Below are 18,576 nucleotides of genomic sequence, written 5' to 3' on the forward strand. Positions count from 1 at the left end.
TCAAATATTAACAATGCTTGTTAAATTGAGAGGAGCTTATTTTCCCATGAAAAAATGGATCAAACCCTTCACAGCAATGCTTATGGCGGTATCACTAATTGGTGGACTTGGTGGCGCTACGACGGCATCTGCTGCCAAAAGCACGGAGAAAGGCAAAATCGTAATTAACGGTTCCTCGGCGTTGCTGCCACTTACCCTTCAAGCGGCTAGTGAATTCAAGAAAGATAACCCAAAGGTCAAAATCTCTGCTTCCGCAGCGGGTTCTATCACAGGCCCTCAATCCGTTCGTAAAGGCATTGCTGATATTGGCGCGGTAGACTGGGATGCTTCCAAGGACGTACCTGGCTTCAAGAAATTTGATGGCTTGGTAGCGAATCCGGTAGCTGTAACAGTGTTCACGGCAGTTGTGAATACGAATGTCGGTGTAAGCAACCTGACAACCAAACAATTGCAGGATATCTTCTCTGGTAAAATTACGAACTGGAAAGAGGTAGGCGGTTCGGATGCAAACATTGTTGTAGTTAACCGTAAATTCGGATCAGGCACACGTGTTAACTTCCAACAAAAAGCACTGGATGGCAAGGATTTCATGAGCAAAGGGGACAACTACAAAGAGGTTGGCTCCAGCGGTGATATGAAAACAACGATTGAAACGACACCTAATGCGATCGGGTATATCGACCTTCCGTATGTAACGAGCAAAATGAAGGCTGTCTCCATTAACGGTGTAGCACCAACAGAGAAAAACGTTCTGAACAAAACGTACAAAGTATGGGGCATTGGATACTACATGACAAAAGGTCAGCCAACAGGGGCTACCAAAGCGTTCATCGAGTATATTCAGAGCAGCAAGTTCCAGAATGGTTCCCTGAAAAAACTGAAATTCATTCCACTCGCAGCTGTTAAATAACTTATAGTGCGTGTTCAAAAAGGTCGGTTTTCAGTACCGAGAAGATCCTTCGTAATCAAAAGCGGACTTTTTGAACAACCTCTTATATGTAGCCGTTCGTTAATTCCACATTTCATAAGGCAAGGGATAGCCAGCTTCCGCGCGTGGTCGCCAAGCTGGCTTCTCTATGTGAAAGGAAGAGTCCGTCATGATGGATATGAATGCACCTGCCAACAGCTCTGCGCCAAATGAGCTTGGCTCAGGTGTGGGTAAGGCTCCCGGCTCGGGAACACGCTTTGACCGGAAGGCCCGCCTAAGGTGGTCTAACAAACTATTTCGCGTGATCTGTATTAGCAGTGCACTATTGGTATGTCTGATTTTGTTATCTATTCTAGTTCTCATGCTTCGGACGGGTGTCCTCACATTTGCAGATGTTTCATTGAAGGAATTCTTCTTCTCCACGAACTGGGACCCCGAAAATGAACATTACGGTGCGCTGACCTTCATTCTGGGCACGCTGGCTCTGACAGGACTCACCATGCTGTTTGCCATCCCGATCTCGGTCATCGTTGCAGTATTTCTGGCGGAAATGACACCGAAATGGCTTCGTCAAGTGTTACGTCCTGTGCTGGATCTACTGGTGGGTATTCCTTCGGTCGTATATGGTTTCTTGGGACTGACGATTCTCATTCCATGGCTTAGGGAGATAAGTGGCAATGATCTTGCCGACGGTCTGCTCGCAGCCTCCATCGTGCTGACCATTATGATTCTGCCTACGATTAGTAGGATTAGTGATGATGCGATATCAGCCGTGCCGAATAAATACAGGGATGCGGCGTATGCCCTAGGTACCAACCGTTTTCAGACGATAACTCGTGTTGTCTTACCTGCTGCAAGGGGTGGGATTACCTATGCGGTCATTCTCGGAATGACACGTGCTATTGGTGAAACGATGGCTGTGGTGATGGTCATTGGGAATACAGCGCAGCTGCCAAATAGTCTGTTTACACCAACATCCGTGTTGACGAGTAATATCGTTATGCAAATTTCAAGTGTAGAGTTCGATTCGACCTGGAATCGGGGTCTGTACATGATGGGCTTTATTTTGCTCGCGATCTCCATATTGATGATTGTTGCCGTAAGAATGTTTCAGAGAAAAGGGGTACAAGGCTCATGAGTATGAGAAAAGAGGTAAGTGCGGGTTCCCCTTATTTATTCAGTAAACGCAGAAGAGCTTCCGTGCTGATGGATCGGCTGTTTACGGGCACGGTCTGGGGCATAGGCATCATTGTGATTCTATTTATCATTGGACTGCTATTTCTTTTGCTGCAAAAAGGTCTTCCAGAGCTGAGCTGGGACTTCTTATATGGCATACCAAGTGAGATTGAAGAAGGCGGAGGGATCGGGCCGGCACTATTTAATTCATTCTATGTGCTGATTATCTCGCTGCTCGTCTCTATTCCTATCGGAATGGCAGCCGGAATCTATCTGGCGGAGTTCGCTCCGAACAATAAACTTATTGAGTTTGTACGGATCTGTGTGGAAGGGTTGTCCTCTGTTCCGTCGATTATTTTTGGATTGTTTGGGATTGCCTTATTTGTGGAGTTTTTCGAAATTGGTCTAACCATCTTGGGGGCAGCGATTAGCCTTGCTTTCTTGAATCTTCCGGTGTTGACGCGGGTGACCGAGGAATCGATTCGAGCGGTTCCGGTTGAACTCCGCAATGCATCGTTTGCATTAGGCTCAACGCATCTACAGACGATTCGCAGTGTATTACTGCCTGTTGCTCTGAACGGGATTATGACAGGGATCTGCCTTACTGCAGGTCGAGCATTCGGTGAGAGTGCCGTTATTATTTTGACCGCAGGTGTATCCACATCAGGAGAGATGTGGGATTTCAATCTGTTCTCGCCGGGAGGAACCCTCGCCGTGCATTTGTGGTATATCCAATCCGAAGCGATTGTACCGGATGCCGAACTGATTGCACAGAAAACGACGGCTGTACTGATCTTCGTAGCTTTGCTCATTAACATTCTGTTCCGTGTGCCACTGTGGTTCAATGCACGCAAGACTCAAGTCTGAGGCTGTATGCTTAGTCTAATTTGAAGAGGCAACGTGCGAGGAAGAGCTTATGCTTACGTCAATATTGAATCTAAATGTATAGGTTAATTTACGGCAATATCGTTTATCTGGTTATCCTTCGCATAAGCAAATAAGGAACGTAATTCATTTCACCACTGGGAGGGCACCTTGTGCAACCTATTATCGAAATTAATAAGCTGAATTTATTTTATGGTACATTCCAAGCGCTTAAAGAGGTCTCGATGGATATCTCGGAACGAGCCATTACTGCCTTTATCGGGCCGTCTGGATGTGGGAAGTCCACGCTGCTGCGCACGCTCAATCGGATGAATGATCGCATTCCCGGCACACGCATTGAGGGGAAAGTAGCTGTAGGAGGAACTGATATCTACCATGGGGAAGTGCATGTGGAATCTCTTCGCAAAAAAATCGGAATGGTCTTCCAGCAGCCCAATCCTTTCCCCAAATCCATCTACGAGAACGTAGCCTTTGGACCAAAACAACATGGGATTCATGGCAAGAAAAAGCTAGATGAGATCGTTGAACAGAGTCTTCGTTCGGCTGTGTTATGGGATGAAGTGAAGGATAACTTGAAGCGTTCCGCATTAAGTCTATCTGGAGGGCAGCAGCAACGTCTCTGTATTGCACGCGCACTGGCGGTGGAGCCGGATATTCTGCTGATGGATGAGGCTACAGCATCCCTTGATCCCGTCTCCACCTTCAAGATTGAGGAGCTGACACATGAGTTGAAGGAACGCTACACCATCGTCATGGTCACCCACAATATGCAGCAAGCGGCGCGGGTATCCCAACAGACCGTGTTTTTCCTCAATGGTGAGGTCGTGGAGTACGGTGCAACTCAAGATTTATTCTCAAGTCCCGTTGATTCGCGCACACAGGATTATATTAGTGGTCGATTCGGCTGATCAAGCAAGCGCATTACAAGTTATATTATATGACTGCTATATCAAATATCAGATGCAAGTCTTTCAGATCGGTTCTGAAAGACTTTTTTATGTTCACATTTTCCAAGGAGCCTTCGGGATGTTATAACGGAAAAAGATTGTATGTTCATGCTGAACATAGATCCAGGGCGGTGATGGGGGAGTGTGTAATGCTTTGTACAAAGGGATTCCTGCATCGCTGGTAGCATACTCCTCAAGCGTATCCATACCCTCAAAATCAACCTTTCCCTGATAGGATAAAGTCTGTCCGTTAAGCGTGACCTGAGGTGCGCCTGACAAAACTCTCTTCGCTGTGTTGAACACGCCAACTTTCCCTGAAGACCATAGCCATACATCACTTAGCACCAATAGACTTAATACAAGGAGTATGATCGTAATTCCGCGTTTACGTGTGATTTTCATGAACGTAACCTCCATTCACATTCATTCACAAGGTATTCGAGACAGCAGGCCATGTCGATTGCAGTCTGGCGTAAGCATACTCCCTACCGCTGCGCAGTAATTCAACCCACAACCCTTGCAGATATACCCTGAAGAAGGCTATGGAGATCTCTACGGCTGAAGAAGGTGCGGGTACAGAACCCAATCTTTCGTTTTCGAACAGAGTAAACAATAGCTGATCTAGCGATTGCATATAAAATGTGCGCCGTTCATGGATCTGAGCCCGCAGATGTTGCGGCGGATAAAGGCATGTTCGAATGATAAAAGCAACGCTTGATTCCTGCTCATACCGTTCCATATAGTGGGACAAATAACGAAGTAATACCTCTTGTAGTGACCCTTCATGTTCATGTCTACGCTCCAGTAACTGACGGGCATAATCTAATTCGGTTTGTAGTGCATCATGCAGAAGATCAAGATATAGCTCGTCTTTACTTGAAAAATAAGTATAAAGTGAGGGTTTCTTAATACCCACCTGAGTCGCAATTTCATGCAAAGAAGTTCCCTCGAAGCCATGCTTGGAAAATAACAGCAGGGAAGCTTCTTTAATTCGATCCAACGTCATCAGATCCCTCCTTTCCAATCCCAAACTCCATGCACGAACTCATTCGTTCCATTTACATCCTCTTCTTATTATACAGCTTCATCCACCTTGGCCATGTTCACTGTTGCTGGCTTTACCTTTTTGATGACATAGTAAATTAATCCTGCAACGAGCCATCCAGCGCCAAGTAGTAACGAAGATAGATCCAGTAACATGATGAGATAAAATACAAACCCTGCACCGATCAGTGGACATACCAGTCGGACGAACAAGTCCTTTGGCGAGCGCTGCTTTTCACGAATAATATAGTGCGAAATCACGGATAGATTGACGAACAGAAACGCGGTTAATGCGCCAAAATTAACGAACTTAATAGCTGTTTCAAGGCTGATGAATATGGCAGATAACGAAATAATACTCATCAGAATAATGTTGAATGTCGGTGTACGATATTTTGGATGAATGGATGCAAACATACGCGGAAGTAAAGAGGTTCTTCCCATCACAAACATCAGACGGGTAACAGTAGTCATGGAAGACATGCCCTGAGCGAGAACGGAGAAAATAATGACAAACGTAAAGATGGAGGCTAGCAAAGGACCGCCAATAACTTGCATGAGTTCAAATCCTGCGGAGTCTATATTGCTGGACGTAAACGAAGGGTACATTTGCTGAATCAGAAATGCGGTAACAAAGTACATCAAGCCCGCCATCAACACGATAATAAGAATAGCGCGTGGAATCGTCTTTTTGGGTTGCTTGGTCTCTTCAGTCATCGTTGTAATGGAGTCGAAGCCAAGGAATGAGAAGCAAACGAGGGAAGCGCCGGCAAGAATCGTAGAGAATGAAACTCCCTCCTGAACAGCCAAAGGGTTCCAGCCTGCGGTGATCCCGCCTTGAAACGCTCTGTACACCAATAGAGCGCAAAAACCGGCGATGAACAAAATCTGCATCAACACAAAAATTTTACTAACATTGGCTGATGTTTTGATTCCGATAATATTGATGATCATGACTACAAGTGTGCACAACACAATCCAGACAGAGGCAGGCACTGAGGTGAATTGTGCATGTAGATTAATACCGAACATGAGCACAGCAATGATGCATGAGAAAAGGTAATCGAGCAGGATTGCCCACCCCACCATGAAACCGATAAATGGGTTCATGGATTTAGTCGTGTACGTGTAGGCTGATCCAGATACGGGGAACGCACGGGCCATCTGACCATAGCTCAATGCAGTGAATAAGATCGCGATAAATGCGAGTACATATGCGGCTAACAGCATGCCCCCAGATCCTTCATGTAACACACCGAAACTTGTGAAAAAGATCATTGGTGACATCCAAGATAGCCCCATGGTCACGACGTGAGTTAGAGAGAGTTCTCTCTTCAAAGTTAGTTTATCTGACATAAAATCTCCTCCTGGTTTCGGAATGAATCGATGATATACCGTGGTCTTTGTCATGACACCTCACATTTAACCAAGGAATTTCTGAAAGCACAAGCTTTTTTTTCGTGAAAACGAGTTTAAATGTCAAAAATAATGACGTAAAATAGATCGCTATATTGAAGTGAATATTTTCAAATAAAAATGCTCTTGTCACACTTTTTATTGTGTGTTAGGATTGTTAACATCAAATCAAATAAAAATGTTTTCTAGGGTTCCGAACGGCTAGTGTCGTTGTCTGGTCCGAGAGAAAACGCATGGATGCAGTGTGAACGGCAACCATGTACACGGCGGGAAAAAAGCCCGGGAGAATGTACCAAAATTCATTTTTGGTATTTCTCCCGGGCTTTTTTATTTTTTTTACTACACAGGAGGTACTGATATGACTTCAATTCGCATCCAAGCAGGTGGCAAGTGGTCTGGTTACATTAGCCGGGGGAAGAACATTCGAATGACAGCAACAATGGATCGAGCCAATCTGACCACCCTTCTGTTCCACGCTTCAGATCCTACTGAGCGTTATAACATGCCGGACTCGCTGAAAGCTCAACATACAGCTTACTTGACAGCAGGTCATGTGTTAATGAGTGATCAAGGGCGCGTTCTTGCCTCCATCACAGATGATACGACAGGCTGGCATGACACCTTGTCCGGCTACACCACTCGTCAAAGTACCGATCACCAATATGGACTCACCTCGTATCAGAATGAACGTAATGCTTGGTACCGCAGCGGCTACGAAAATCTGATCGTGGAGATGTATCGACACCAGCTAACGCCTCGTGATCTGGGTACACCGATTAACTTTTTCTCCAAAGTGATCTGTGAACTCGATGGTGCGATGCGATATGAGCAGCAACCTACAGCGGGCACATCCGTAACGCTCCGAACAGAAATGGACCTCCTTCTCGTTGTATCCAACACGCCTAATCCACTAGACCCTGAAACAAGTTATCCTGATTCCGCCATTGAACTGACATTTAGCGAAGCTGAACCTGTGACATTAGATGATCGCTGCGTTGTACACTGCGATGAGAACCGAAGAGCTTTTGAAAATACCTGGCAAGCATACGCGTTATTGAAGGGAGCTCATTAATATGACGACACAAGCATTCGTACCTACCCTTAGTTCATTGGAACCGGCGAAGGTAATCTATGATCAAGTCATCCCTGCTGGGGATGGATGGATTCATGACCTTGCGGCAGGTCAAGTCCTTCGCATCATTGATCTGGAAGGGAATCAGGCGGTGGATACACTCTTCTACGCTACGGAAGATCCAAGCGATCACTATAGTGCAATTCAGACAATCACTAGACAGCAGAACCTGTATCTGACAACGGGGTCGGTACTGGTTGCTGAATCTGGGCGGGAGTTGCTGAAGATCACTGCGGACTCCTGCGGCAGACACGATACGATCGGTGGAGCTTGTTCGGCACAGAGTAACACCGTTCGTTATTCACATGACACACTGCATATGCATAACTGCCGAGATACGTTCATGCTGATGCTCTCCACACGCTCAGAATTCTCCAAACGAGATCTTGCGCCTAATGTCAACTTTTTCATGAATGTACCGGTCACGCCTGAAGGTAAGCTTACGTTCGCAGATGGCGTGTCTGGTCCAGGACGGTATGTAGAGTTGGTTGCTCTGGCTCCGGTTACTGTATTAATTAGCAATTGTCCGCAGCTTAATAACCCATGTAATGCCTATAATCCAACACCTGCACAGGTGCTGATCTGGGATACGGAAGGGAGCGAATCACATGTTTAACAAAGTCCTCATTGCCAATCGCGGAGCGATTGCTGTAAGAATTATTCGCACATTACGTCAGATGGGCATTGCTTCTGTAGCTGTCTATACCCGAGCTGATCGGGATAGCCTTCACGTAGAGCTCGCTGATGAATCCATCCTAATTGGTGAAGGTCCAGCCAAAGAAAGCTATGTGAATGCAGAACTTATCCTGCAGACAGCAGTAAACGTTGGGGCGGATGCGGTTCATCCGGGATATGGGTTTCTAAGTGAGAATGCCTCCTTTGCCAGAGCGTGCGAAGAACAGGGAATCACGTTTATCGGACCATCCGCAGAGCATATTGAATTATTCGGTCTGAAGCATACTGCACGATCCATTGCGGAACAGGCTCATGTGCCCCTGCTTCCTGGTACGGGACTGGTTCCGTCCCTGACCGTGGCTGTGGAACGAGCTGCCGAGATTGGATATCCCATCATGCTGAAGAGCACGGCGGGCGGTGGCGGGATCGGGATGCGAATCTGTTCGGATGAACAGGGACTGCGAGAAGCATATGACTCCGTTACTCGACTCGCAATTACGAATTTTAACGATGGTGGTGTGTTTTTGGAGAAATACATTGCCAGAGCAAGACACGTTGAAGTGCAGATTTTTGGTAATGCCTTTGGCGAAGCGGTTGCGCTGGGAGAGCGAGATTGTTCGGTACAGCGGCGGAATCAGAAAATCATTGAAGAGACACCTGCGCCGAACCTGCCGGAGGCAACGCGAAGTGCGATGCATCAAAGTGCACAGAGACTTGCAGCCGCAGCAGGATACCGTAGCGCAGGTACAGTAGAATTTCTGTATGACCCCGAGACGGAGCAATTTTATTTTCTAGAAGTGAACACCCGCCTTCAGGTGGAGCACGGTGTAACAGAAGAAGTGCTGGGCATAGATCTGGTGGAATGGATGGTGCGAGAATCTGCTGGCGAGCTTCGCAATTTGACCGAGCTTGTGGAGCCGCCTCAAGGTCATAGCTTGCAGGTGCGTCTATATGCGGAGGATTGTTTCCATGATTTTCGTCCAAGTGATGGTCGTATTGATGCTGTCGTTTGGCCGGAAGAGGCACGTATTGAAACATGGATTCGCAGTGGTGTTGAAGTCACCACGCTATATGATCCAATGCTCGCTAAGGTGATCGTTCATGCGGAATCAAGGCAAGCAGCCATTGCGAAAATGATAGATGCACTTGCTCGCTTGCGTGTATATGGCATAACAACCAATCAGACATACATTCATGCCTTTTTGGACACAGAGCTATTTCGAGAAGGTTTGGTATACACCAATATGCTGAGCGGTTTCAATCCGGTAGAACATACCATTGAAGTGCTCGATGGTGGGATTCAGACCACGGTTCAGGATTATCCAGGTCGCAAAGGGTACTGGGATATCGGTGTACCTCCATCCGGACCGATGGACTCACTCGCATTCCGAATGGGAAATCGGTTGCTTGGTAATGACGAGAGTGCGGCTGGATTAGAAATGACTTTGCGCGGCGGTTCCTACCGCTTCAGAGATCAGATGATGATTTGCCTTGCGGGAGCAGATATGACAGCTACATTGGATAGAACTCCTGTGCCGCTCTATACACCTACACTAGCTCCTTCAGGCTCTACGTTAATCCTTGGCGAGTCCGTGGTAGGAATGCGTGCATACCTCCTGATTGCGGGAGGACTGGATATGCCGCTGACGCTAGGTAGTGCCTCGACCTTCACCTTGGGTGAGTTTGGTGGACATTCAGGTAGTGCGCTGCGAACAGGTGCCGTATTGAAGGTTCATCCAGAGTCAGGTATACCACTTCAGCCGCTCTCCGTTCAGCATCAGCCGGAATTAACCCATGGATGGACAATCGGTGTCATTCCAGGTCCGCATTGTACAGAAGAGTATCTGCTACAAGACTATCTGGAACAACTGACCGAAACGGAGTGGGAGGTTCATTTTAATAGCTCCCGTACAGGCGTACGTCTAATTGGGCCAGCACCGCTGTGGGCGAGGGAGGACGGTGGTGATGCAGGATTGCATCCGTCCAATATTCATGACAATGCCTATGCTGTTGGAGCACTTGATCTGACTGGAGATATGCCGATTCTTCTGGGACCTGATGGGCCGAGTCTGGGGGGATTTGTATGTCCGGTGACAACGGCGTCGGCAGAATTCTGGAAGGTTGGACAGTTACGCCCGGGTGACAAGATTCGCTTTAAGCTGATTACGGTGGAGGAAGCCGAGGAACTTAGGGATGCACAACAAACATTTCTCGATACATTAATTGGAGATGGAGAACGTCTGCCTTTGCCTAAAGTGTTGGATATATCTTCTGGTGCATATATGCCGATCCTTGCCTATGAGGAGCAAGGGCGACGCTTCAAGATTGGCATTCGTTGTTCAGGTGATGAGAACATTCTAATTGAATACGGTGAACGTGAACTTGATCTTCTATATCGATTCCAGGTCTATGTCTTGATGCAAGCAGTGAAAGATAGTGGTCTGATTCCATTCATTGAGATGACACCGGGTATTCGTTCATTGCAGATTCACTTGGATCGTACGCAAATGACGGTGAAAGAGGCTGCAGCGATCATTATGGAACTGGATCTACAATTGCCGTCGCTGGATTCCATTGAAGTTCCGTCCCGTATTGTGAAGTTGCCATTATCTTGGGATGATCCTGCAACGCAGCAAGCGATAGAACGTTATCAACAAAATGTGCGTCCAGACGCCCCATGGTGCCCAAGTAATCTGGAATTTATTCGCCGAATTAACGGACTTGGTTCGCTTGAAGAAGTCGCTGAGATTGTATTTAATGCTTCGTATCTGGTGATGGGACTTGGCGATGTATATCTTGGAGCACCTGTAGCTGTACCACTTGATCCACGTCATCGACTCGTCACGACCAAATATAATCCTGCGCGGACATGGACACCTGAGAATGCAGTAGGCATCGGGGGCGCGTATCTATGCATCTACGGTATGGAAGGCCCTGGGGGTTATCAGTTTGTAGGTCGCACGATTCAGATGTGGAACAAGTTCAGAGAGACAACCAATTTTGAACAAGGCAAACCTTGGTTATTGCGGTTCTTCGACCAGATTCAATTCTATCCTGTATCCCAGGAGGAATTGTTACAGATGCGAGAGGATTTCCCGCGGGGACAGATGGTGGTTGAAGTAGAAGAGACGACGTTTAACCTGGGAGACTATCTGAATTGGTTGGAGCAGATTCAGGAGCCGTCTGCTCAGTTCCGTGAATCAAGGCAGGCTGCATTCCAGCAAGAACGGGAGTATTGGAAGGAGCTTGGTATTGCTGAGCATGTATCTGAACCGGAAGGCGTGAGTTCGACAGAGCAGGAAGCTCTGCCAGAGGGAAGTGTGGAGGTCAATAGTACCATGTCCGGCAGTGTATGGAAGGTGCTCGTAGAAGTTGGGCAGAAGGTGTTGAAGGGGCAAGACATTATAATAGAAGAAAGTATGAAAATGGAGTTCCCGCATAAGGCTCCATACGATTGTGTGATTGCCTCACTCTATGTTTCATCCGGTGATCATGTTCGCGCAGGTGACTGCATTGCGGCTATATATCCTGTAGAGGAGGAGGCTGCATCATGACTAGGCAATCGGTACCGGAGCGTTTAACGGTAGATAATCTGCAAAAGGCATATCGTCATGGGCATTTTACACCGCAGCATGTAATTGAAGCTATTATTCATAGAGCAGAGCATACGCAGGAGAAAAATATTTGGATTTTGCCACCATCACTAACGCGAATTCAGCCTTACCTTGATCAACTGGAACAGATGAATCCGGAGGATTGTCCGTTATGGGGCATCCCGTTTGCAATCAAAGATAACATTGAGGTAGCTTCTTGGCCGGTGACGGCAGCTTGTCCTGAGTTCACTTATGTTCCAGATCGGCATGCGACGGTTGTAGAGCGTTTAATTGCTGCTGGTGCAATCCCAGTTGGCAAATGCAACCTGGATCAGTTCGCTACAGGACTGGTCGGTACTCGAAGTCCATATGGGGATACTCATAATGCGCTGCGTTCGGAGCTGATTAGTGGCGGGTCAAGTTCAGGGTCTGCAGTAGCTGTAGCTTCTGGTCAGGCGGCCTTTGCTCTTGGAACGGATACGGCAGGATCTGGTCGTGTGCCCGCAGCATTAAATCATCTCATCGGATATAAGCCAGCAGTCGGTGCGTGGCCTTCGACGGGGGTTATTCCGGCCTGCCGTAGCATTGATTGTGTGACCGTATTTACCCACCAACTGGTCGATGCCCAGCGAGTGGACGACGTTGTGCGAGGGTTGGAGCAAGAAGATCCGTACTCTATACATCGTCCGTTGAAGCGAGGGCAGTTGCCAAAGGTATTTTTGGTCCCTGACCACCCGCTTGAGTTCTATGGGCCTTATGCCACAGCATACGAAGAAGCATGGAATAGGAAGAAACAAGCTATCGAAGCTTCCGGCGTAACCGTGAAGGAAGTTGATATTACGTTGCTTCAGGAAGCGGCGGCGCTTCTATACGAAGGTCCTCTGGTTGCTGAACGCTGGTCTGACCTAGATGAATTTGTGGAAACACATGAAGCAGCAATCTTTCCTGTAACGAAGACGGTTCTCTCATCTGGTAAAAAAGAAACTTTCACAGCCTCGGCCTTATTCAAGGCTCAGCATCGATTGGCGGCAATTCGACGGCACGCTGCAATGATGCTTGAGGATGCTGTGCTGGTGCTGCCGACGTGTGGAGGAACTTGGACGCGGGAGCAGGTGATGGCGAATCCGATTGAGACCAATAGCAAGATGGGCTTATATACGAATCATTGTAATTTGCTTGATCTCAGTGCAATCGCGGTTCCCGCAGGCTGGGCAGAGGAAGGGGTTCCTTTTGGCGTGACTCTGTTCACACGTCCAGATGAAGAAGCGAATCTGATCGCAGCATCCGAATTGCTAATCCAGCAGGAGGATGTCATTACGGTGGCGGTATGTGGACTGCATATGCGCGGCATGCCGTTAGAACCTCAGATGACTGGTTTAGGCGCGGTATTTCGGGAGGAGACTTCAACAGCTCCCGTATATGAAATGTATAAGCTTCCGACGATCCCGGCCAAACCGGGTCTGGTGCGAGTATCCAATGGCGGTTCATCCATTCTGGTTGAACTCTGGGATATGCCACGCGCTTCATTTGGATCATTCACAGCCTCGATTCCTGCTCCCCTTGGCATTGGCAAAGTGCAGTTGATCGATGGGCGTACCGTAAGTGGATTCGTATGTGAAGCCTATGCCGGAGAAGGGGCAGAGAACATTAGTCCATCCGGTGGATGGAGAAGATGGAGCGAGGTAGCGGTTGAATCTTGAGATGAGAAGACCCATAGGATTGTCTATGGGTCTTTTTTTTGCGATAACTCACCAAACAGAGTCTAGAACAGCGTCAACTTCTGGAATTCTCGTCAAGGATGGTTTATCAATGAGATTGCCTTTGACCATAACCATCGAGATGTCTGACAAGGCTTCAATCTGTTCTAACGGATTCTGTTCCAGCACAATCAGATCAGCCTGTTTGCCAATGTCCAGCGTACCTGTAACCTTGTCGACACCTAGGATTTTCGCATTTGTATGGGTTACCATTTCAATGACGTGCTTGTTCCTCAGGTTGGTCTGTCTCATATAATGATCCATCTCTCTCCACATATCATAATGAGTCACGAAAGGCATTGCGGCATCCGTGCCAATCCCAACCGTGATGTTATTTTCAATCGCTTGTCTCATACTTTGGAGCATGGAATCATAGACCAATCTGGAATTCTCCTTCGCCGTTTGACTAACCTTGGTCACACTTGTATCCAATGAAGCAGAGGGGTAACCGGCTTGCAAAGTTGGAATCAGTGCGGTGTAACCATGCAGAGCATTAGGGTTATTTTGGTACAAACGAATAATCTCATCATCCATCTCTGCGCCATGCTCAATCGTATCCACGCCACCTTGCAGCGCAACTCGAACACCTTCTGTGCTTTCCACATGGGCTGCAACTCGCATACCAATCTTATGCGCTTCATCGCAGATCGCCGCGACTTCTTCGACCGTCATCTGTAGACGTCCAGCCTCCCCCACCATCTTGGCATCTGTCACACCACCTGTGACGCAGATTTTGATCAGATCGACGCCATGCTTCACATTGATGCGTACATTTCTTCGTGCCTCCCAAGGTGAGTCGCCCACCAGTGCCAGGTAAGGAGCACCATGCCCACCCGTCACACTCAAAAAGAACCCCGAGACAAGTAGGTTAGGGCCTACAAATTCACCGTTATTAATTTCATCCCGAAGCTGAACATCGGTGTAAAAGAATTCTCCCACACTGCGCATTGTCGTTACCCCCGCATGAAGTGCGGTGAGAGCGTTGCGTTTCATTCTTTTTTTCAACATACGTCTACCGAATGTGGTATTCAGTATCCGATCATAGGCAAACTGCAGCATCCCCTCACTAACCGAGAGACTGAACGGCTTCCCATCGGCAAACAGATGCACATGTGCGTTAATGAGCCCTGGCATCACATATTTTCCTGAGAGATCCATTGTAGTGTAGTGGCTTGGGATTGGTAGCTCGTGATCTTGACCAATATCCTGAATTAGTCCGTGCTCATTGACAAGAAGGGTCATATTTTTTTGCAGATTACGGTTCGCATCTCCGTGGATCAGATTGACGTTTTTCAATGCATAAGCGGTGTTCATGTTGTGTTTCATGTGATGTCTCTCCTTGAATTATGGGTATTTGTATGTGGTTTGAATGTGTTAAAAGTGAATTATTAATTCATTTTTGGGTTAAAAAAATAGGGTGACTTCTGATATGGATTTTTTACGTGCAAACTAGATGAAGTTAAATCGATCTAATCTGCACGTTTTGTATTATTTTCTACCCATGCATAGGGGATGACGGATCAGGGGCTGTTATTCGTTCAAGCTCTTCATCCCGTAGAGTCTGTATACGTACAATGCTTCAAATATCTGTTTGCGGCTGTCCTCAGTCATCTCGCGTTTTAACAAGTCCAGGTTCATGTCGATCACGTTGTGGGCGAGAATATCGAGCAAGATTAAGTTTTCTACGGTGCCAATCTCATACCGTTTATATTGATTCTTGAGATAAGCCTTCTTGGTCTCGATCATTAGCTCAACAAGTTCATTCTTGGCGTTGGTGTAGATGGTGCCTTTATTTTTCTCAAAGATAATAACGATCTGATTCCGATACTTCCGTAATACATCCACTTGTTCCTGCAACAGTGCCGCCTTACGCTCGCTATCGGTCTCTTCGAACAGGGTTTGGTTATCAAAGTGAATCGTCTCCACCAGCACCTTCTTCAGATAATCAACGAGATCTGGCGGCACGACTGCATAGAATAGATCCTTCTTATTCTTAAAATAGGTATAGATATTACCCACGGAAATGTTAATCTCATTCGCAATATCGCTCATTTTGGCATCCATATAGCCTTTCTCAAAGAAAACTTTGAGCGCCGCGTATTCAATCTCTTTCCTAACTTCGTCTTTCTTGGCTTGCACCATCGGGAACGACTCCTTAATAGTGAATGGATGATTCGTTATTAGGGTAGACCTTTTTGGAGAGGTTGTCAAATGGAACTTCATAAGGTGCTTGAGAACATATGTCTAATTATGATATGAAAAATAATCTAATAATGTTGGTACTTATTTCATAAGCAAAAAGCTAACATGTTTCTAAAGAGTTGATTGGTGAAAATTGTAATAAATTGAGTTCTGTTACATGACTCCTAAAGAAGCAGACGAGGTGTGATTCATGAGTATTATTGATGTAAGCGGTATCACGAAAGTGTATCGGCAATACAAGCGATTCCCTGGACTGATCGGTTCCTTGAGAAGCTTGGTCACGAGGCAATATACGGAAGAGGTAGCTGTACGCAATATCTCATTTTCAATCGAGGAAGGAGAAGCAGTAGGATATCTAGGGCCAAACGGTGCGGGTAAATCGACCATGATCAAGATGATGACGGGTATATTGGTTCCGACTTCAGGGCAATTGAGCGTGCTGGGGTCGATCCCGCATGAGAATAGACAGCATAATTCGCAGCATATCGGTGTTGTGTTTGGACAACGAAGTCAGTTGTGGTGGGATCTTCCCGTTCGGGATTCTTTCGATCTTCATAAATACATATACAAGCTATCAGACGATACGTATCACCGAAATCTCACCATGTATTCCGAACTTCTATCGTTATCCTCATTTATCGAGAAGCCAGTCCGGCAATTAAGTTTGGGGCAGAGAATGCGGGTGGAGATCGCAATGGCTCTATTACATGATCCTAGAATTTTATTCTTGGACGAACCGACAATAGGTCTAGATGTCATGGCCAAAGAACAGATTCGAGAATTTCTAAGAATGATTAATAAGGAGAAAAAAGTCTCCATCGTACTGACGACACATGACATGAAGGATATCGAAGAGATCTGTCACCGGATGATTGTTGTGAACAAAGGCAATATGGTGTACGACGGATCTGTGGAACAACTACGTAGAACGCTAGGTGACCAAAGACAGGTGATCATTGACTTCAAGGAAGAGCCTGGAGTCATCGCAATCCCTGAAATGCAATTAATGAAAGACGAGGGATTAAGGAAAACGTATTTGTTTGAAAAAAGCGACAGAACCGTATTTGATTGCGTGAATCAAATCGCGCGTAAACATGCCATTGAAGATGCCTCAATTGAAAGCGTAGACATCGATTCAGTCATTCGAAAGCTGTATAAAAAGCTGGAGGAAGAAGATCGAACGAATGCGAGTGAGAGGAGAGCCTAAGGTTGAAAACGTACATTATGTTCGGGGTAAAAACTTTCTCCAATCAACTTTCGTATCGTTCTGAAGTATGGCTAAGATTGTTAGGGAATTTCGTTGCTATTCTGATTCTGACTGAAATATGGAAGGCCGTATTAGGGAATGGAACCATTGAAGGCATCGGTGTAGAGCAGATGATTACATATAGCATTATTAACACCCTTCTGGCTGCCTTGCTGCTAACTGGCATTAGTTCTAAGGTAGATAATAGTCTCAAAACAGGCTCCATAGCTTCTGAACTGATCAAACCGATGTCTTATCCGCTTCACCTATTATCAGAAGGACTGGGAAATTCGGTGTACCAGTTGCTCTTCACCTCCATTCCTTCATTACTCATTGCATGGGTGTTTTTTGGTTTTCTTCCACCAGCTTCTGCGACCCATCTGTTATTATTCTTAATTGCGTTGCTTTTGGCCTTGGCGATCTCTTTCTTGTTAGGGTATCTCATATCCTTACTGGCTTTCTGGCTAATGAATCATTTTGCACTGAACTGGATGTTGGGCGGCCTCATTACCATCTTCTCGGGTTCTTTTTTACCCTTGTGGTTCTTTCCAGATTCGTGGATGACTGTGACCAAACTTTTACCCTTTTTATATTTGGGATATTTTCCTGCTGCAGTTTATTTGGGAGCGATCCCACTTCAAGAGATAGCGACGTTGATTCTCACAGGTATGGCATGGATTGCCGGACTTACGCTCCTCGTGTGCTGGTTATGGAATCGAGCGATCAAACGTCTGGTTGTACAAGGTGGATAAAGTAGAGAGGCTGATCTAAATGACTTTCAAATTGTTCGGAAAATTAGTCTTTTTGTTAACCAAAGAACGAATGGAATATCGCGGGGACTTCCTGCTTGCCGTGATTGCGCAAATCATCAACTATACCGGCGACTATATTATTATTTGGCTGTTCCTACGTAAATTTGATACATTAGCAGGTTGGACCTGGCCAGAAATTGCGCTCTTATACAGTTTAGGGCTGTTCACTTACGCACTCGGCGCGTCGTTTTCATTTGTGCAAATGCGAGAACTGGAGAGTCAGGTCAAGAATGGGACGTTTGATTCGATCTTGATTAAACCCGTCAATCCGTATCTGTACATCGTATGCCGAGGATTTAACCTGGGCTACCTTGCGCATGTGGCGATATCAGGGTCTGTGCTGTTGTGGGCGTTGTTTAAGTTAAACCTGAGTCTGAGCTGGGTGGAAGTGGTGTACCTGATCCTCTGTATTATTGGCGGTGCCATGATCCAGGCGGGCTTTATGTCCGTGATCGGGGCTGTATCCTTTGTATGGGTCAAAACAAACTTCCTGTTCACCTTATTTTTCAAATTTAAGGAGTTCGTATCGTACCCACTTCCGGTATTCGGTACCTTCATCCAAGTGCTGTTAACGTTTGTCATTCCATTTGCATTTATCAATTTCTATCCGGCTGCATTTCTGCTAACAAAGGAAACCGCGCTTCTATCGTCTTGGACGATGTGGCTTGTACCTATAATGGGCCCGCTATATTATTTCCTTGGTTATCGGATATGGATGTCGAGTGTGAATAGGTATCAAGGTGCGGGTGGGTAGTGGGTTGAT

The 18,576-nt window shown here is 46.4% G+C and carries 16 protein-coding genes and 1 riboswitch; of the genes, 11 read left to right on the top strand and 5 right to left on the bottom strand.

Going from position 1 to position 18,576, the window contains the following annotated elements; genetic code table 11:
* Positions 1 to 46 precede the first annotated feature (46 nt).
* The 4 genes from M3636_RS00890 (at position 47) to pstB (ending at position 3,897) form a co-directional block, all read left to right on the top strand.
* A complete protein-coding gene (locus M3636_RS00890) occupies positions 47 to 910 on the top strand; it encodes a phosphate ABC transporter substrate-binding protein (protein WP_251380991.1) in 864 nt (287 codons plus the stop codon).
* 196 nt (positions 911 to 1,106) lie between these two features.
* Positions 1,107 to 2,066 carry a phosphate ABC transporter permease subunit PstC gene (gene pstC, locus M3636_RS00895; protein ID WP_483311509.1) on the top strand — a complete coding sequence of 320 codons (960 nt, stop codon included), beginning with the start codon at positions 1,107 to 1,109 and terminating at the stop codon, positions 2,064 to 2,066.
* Positions 2,063 to 2,971, top strand: a complete 909-nt coding sequence (pstA, locus tag M3636_RS00900; RefSeq protein WP_251380992.1) for a phosphate ABC transporter permease PstA — start codon at positions 2,063 to 2,065, stop codon at positions 2,969 to 2,971. The genes pstC and pstA overlap by 4 nt, the downstream gene beginning before the upstream one ends.
* Positions 2,972 to 3,141: 170 nt before the next feature.
* Positions 3,142 to 3,897: a phosphate ABC transporter ATP-binding protein PstB gene (pstB, locus tag M3636_RS00905; protein ID WP_251380993.1), complete on the top strand. Its 756-nt coding sequence runs from the start codon at positions 3,142 to 3,144 to the stop codon at positions 3,895 to 3,897.
* A gap of 93 nt (positions 3,898 to 3,990) precedes the next feature.
* Here pstB and M3636_RS00910 read toward each other — a convergent pair whose 3' ends face one another.
* The 3 genes from M3636_RS00910 to M3636_RS00920 form a co-directional block, all read right to left on the bottom strand.
* Positions 3,991 to 4,338 carry a hypothetical protein gene (locus tag M3636_RS00910; protein WP_251380994.1) on the bottom strand — a complete coding sequence of 116 codons (348 nt, stop codon included), beginning with the start codon at positions 4,336 to 4,338 and terminating at the stop codon, positions 3,991 to 3,993.
* A 25-nt stretch (positions 4,339 to 4,363) separates the two neighbouring features.
* The gene (locus M3636_RS00915; RefSeq protein ID WP_251380995.1) at positions 4,364 to 4,942 is read right to left on the bottom strand and encodes a TetR/AcrR family transcriptional regulator; all 579 of its coding nucleotides are present in this window, start codon (positions 4,940 to 4,942) and stop codon (positions 4,364 to 4,366) included.
* A 68-nt stretch (positions 4,943 to 5,010) separates the two neighbouring features.
* On the bottom strand, positions 5,011 to 6,336 hold the full coding sequence (locus M3636_RS00920; protein ID WP_251380996.1) for an APC family permease: 1,326 nt from the start codon (positions 6,334 to 6,336) through the stop codon (positions 5,011 to 5,013).
* Positions 6,337 to 6,570: 234 nt separating this feature from the next.
* A riboswitch (guanidine-I (ykkC/yxkD leader) is annotated at positions 6,571 to 6,684 on the top strand.
* Between the two features lie 70 nt (positions 6,685 to 6,754).
* Here M3636_RS00920 and M3636_RS00925 point away from each other — a divergent pair.
* From M3636_RS00925 to M3636_RS00940, 4 genes are read left to right on the top strand one after another with little or no spacing between them, the layout of a single operon-like run.
* On the top strand, positions 6,755 to 7,468 hold the full coding sequence (locus M3636_RS00925) for an urea amidolyase associated protein UAAP1 (protein WP_251380997.1): 714 nt from the start codon (positions 6,755 to 6,757) through the stop codon (positions 7,466 to 7,468).
* A 1-nt stretch (position 7,469) separates the two neighbouring features.
* Complete coding sequence (locus M3636_RS00930; RefSeq protein WP_251380998.1) at positions 7,470 to 8,144, top strand: urea amidolyase associated protein UAAP2; 675 nt, start codon at positions 7,470 to 7,472, stop codon at positions 8,142 to 8,144.
* Positions 8,137 to 11,757, top strand: a complete 3,621-nt coding sequence (gene uca, locus M3636_RS00935) for an urea carboxylase (protein ID WP_251380999.1) — start codon at positions 8,137 to 8,139, stop codon at positions 11,755 to 11,757. The genes M3636_RS00930 and uca overlap by 8 nt, the downstream gene beginning before the upstream one ends.
* The gene (locus M3636_RS00940) at positions 11,754 to 13,496 is read left to right on the top strand and encodes an allophanate hydrolase (RefSeq protein WP_251381000.1); all 1,743 of its coding nucleotides are present in this window, start codon (positions 11,754 to 11,756) and stop codon (positions 13,494 to 13,496) included. The genes uca and M3636_RS00940 overlap by 4 nt, the downstream gene beginning before the upstream one ends.
* A 48-nt stretch (positions 13,497 to 13,544) precedes the next feature.
* On the opposite strand, the gene M3636_RS00945 is transcribed toward M3636_RS00940, so the two are convergent.
* The gene (locus tag M3636_RS00945) at positions 13,545 to 14,879 is read right to left on the bottom strand and encodes an amidohydrolase family protein (protein WP_251381001.1); all 1,335 of its coding nucleotides are present in this window, start codon (positions 14,877 to 14,879) and stop codon (positions 13,545 to 13,547) included.
* Between the two features lie 204 nt (positions 14,880 to 15,083).
* Entirely contained in the window at positions 15,084 to 15,695 is a 612-nt protein-coding gene (locus M3636_RS00950; protein ID WP_251381002.1) for a TetR/AcrR family transcriptional regulator, read from the bottom strand.
* Positions 15,696 to 15,945: 250 nt separating this feature from the next.
* Between M3636_RS00950 and M3636_RS00955 the strand changes: the two genes are divergently transcribed.
* The 3 genes from M3636_RS00955 to M3636_RS00965 are packed head-to-tail and all read left to right on the top strand — an operon-like array spanning position 15,946 to position 18,567.
* Positions 15,946 to 16,962 (top strand): ABC transporter ATP-binding protein, encoded by a 1,017-nt coding sequence (locus M3636_RS00955; protein WP_251381003.1) that lies wholly within the window; start codon positions 15,946 to 15,948, stop codon positions 16,960 to 16,962.
* 2 nt (positions 16,963 to 16,964) lie between these two features.
* Complete coding sequence (locus tag M3636_RS00960) at positions 16,965 to 17,753, top strand: ABC transporter permease (protein ID WP_251381004.1); 789 nt, start codon at positions 16,965 to 16,967, stop codon at positions 17,751 to 17,753.
* A gap of 19 nt (positions 17,754 to 17,772) precedes the next feature.
* Positions 17,773 to 18,567: an ABC transporter permease gene (locus M3636_RS00965; protein ID WP_251381005.1), complete on the top strand. Its 795-nt coding sequence runs from the start codon at positions 17,773 to 17,775 to the stop codon at positions 18,565 to 18,567.
* Positions 18,568 to 18,576: the final 9 nt, after the last annotated feature.

This window comes from Paenibacillus sp. MER 99-2 (genome assembly GCF_023714095.1).
Classification (GTDB): domain Bacteria; phylum Bacillota; class Bacilli; order Paenibacillales; family Paenibacillaceae; genus Paenibacillus.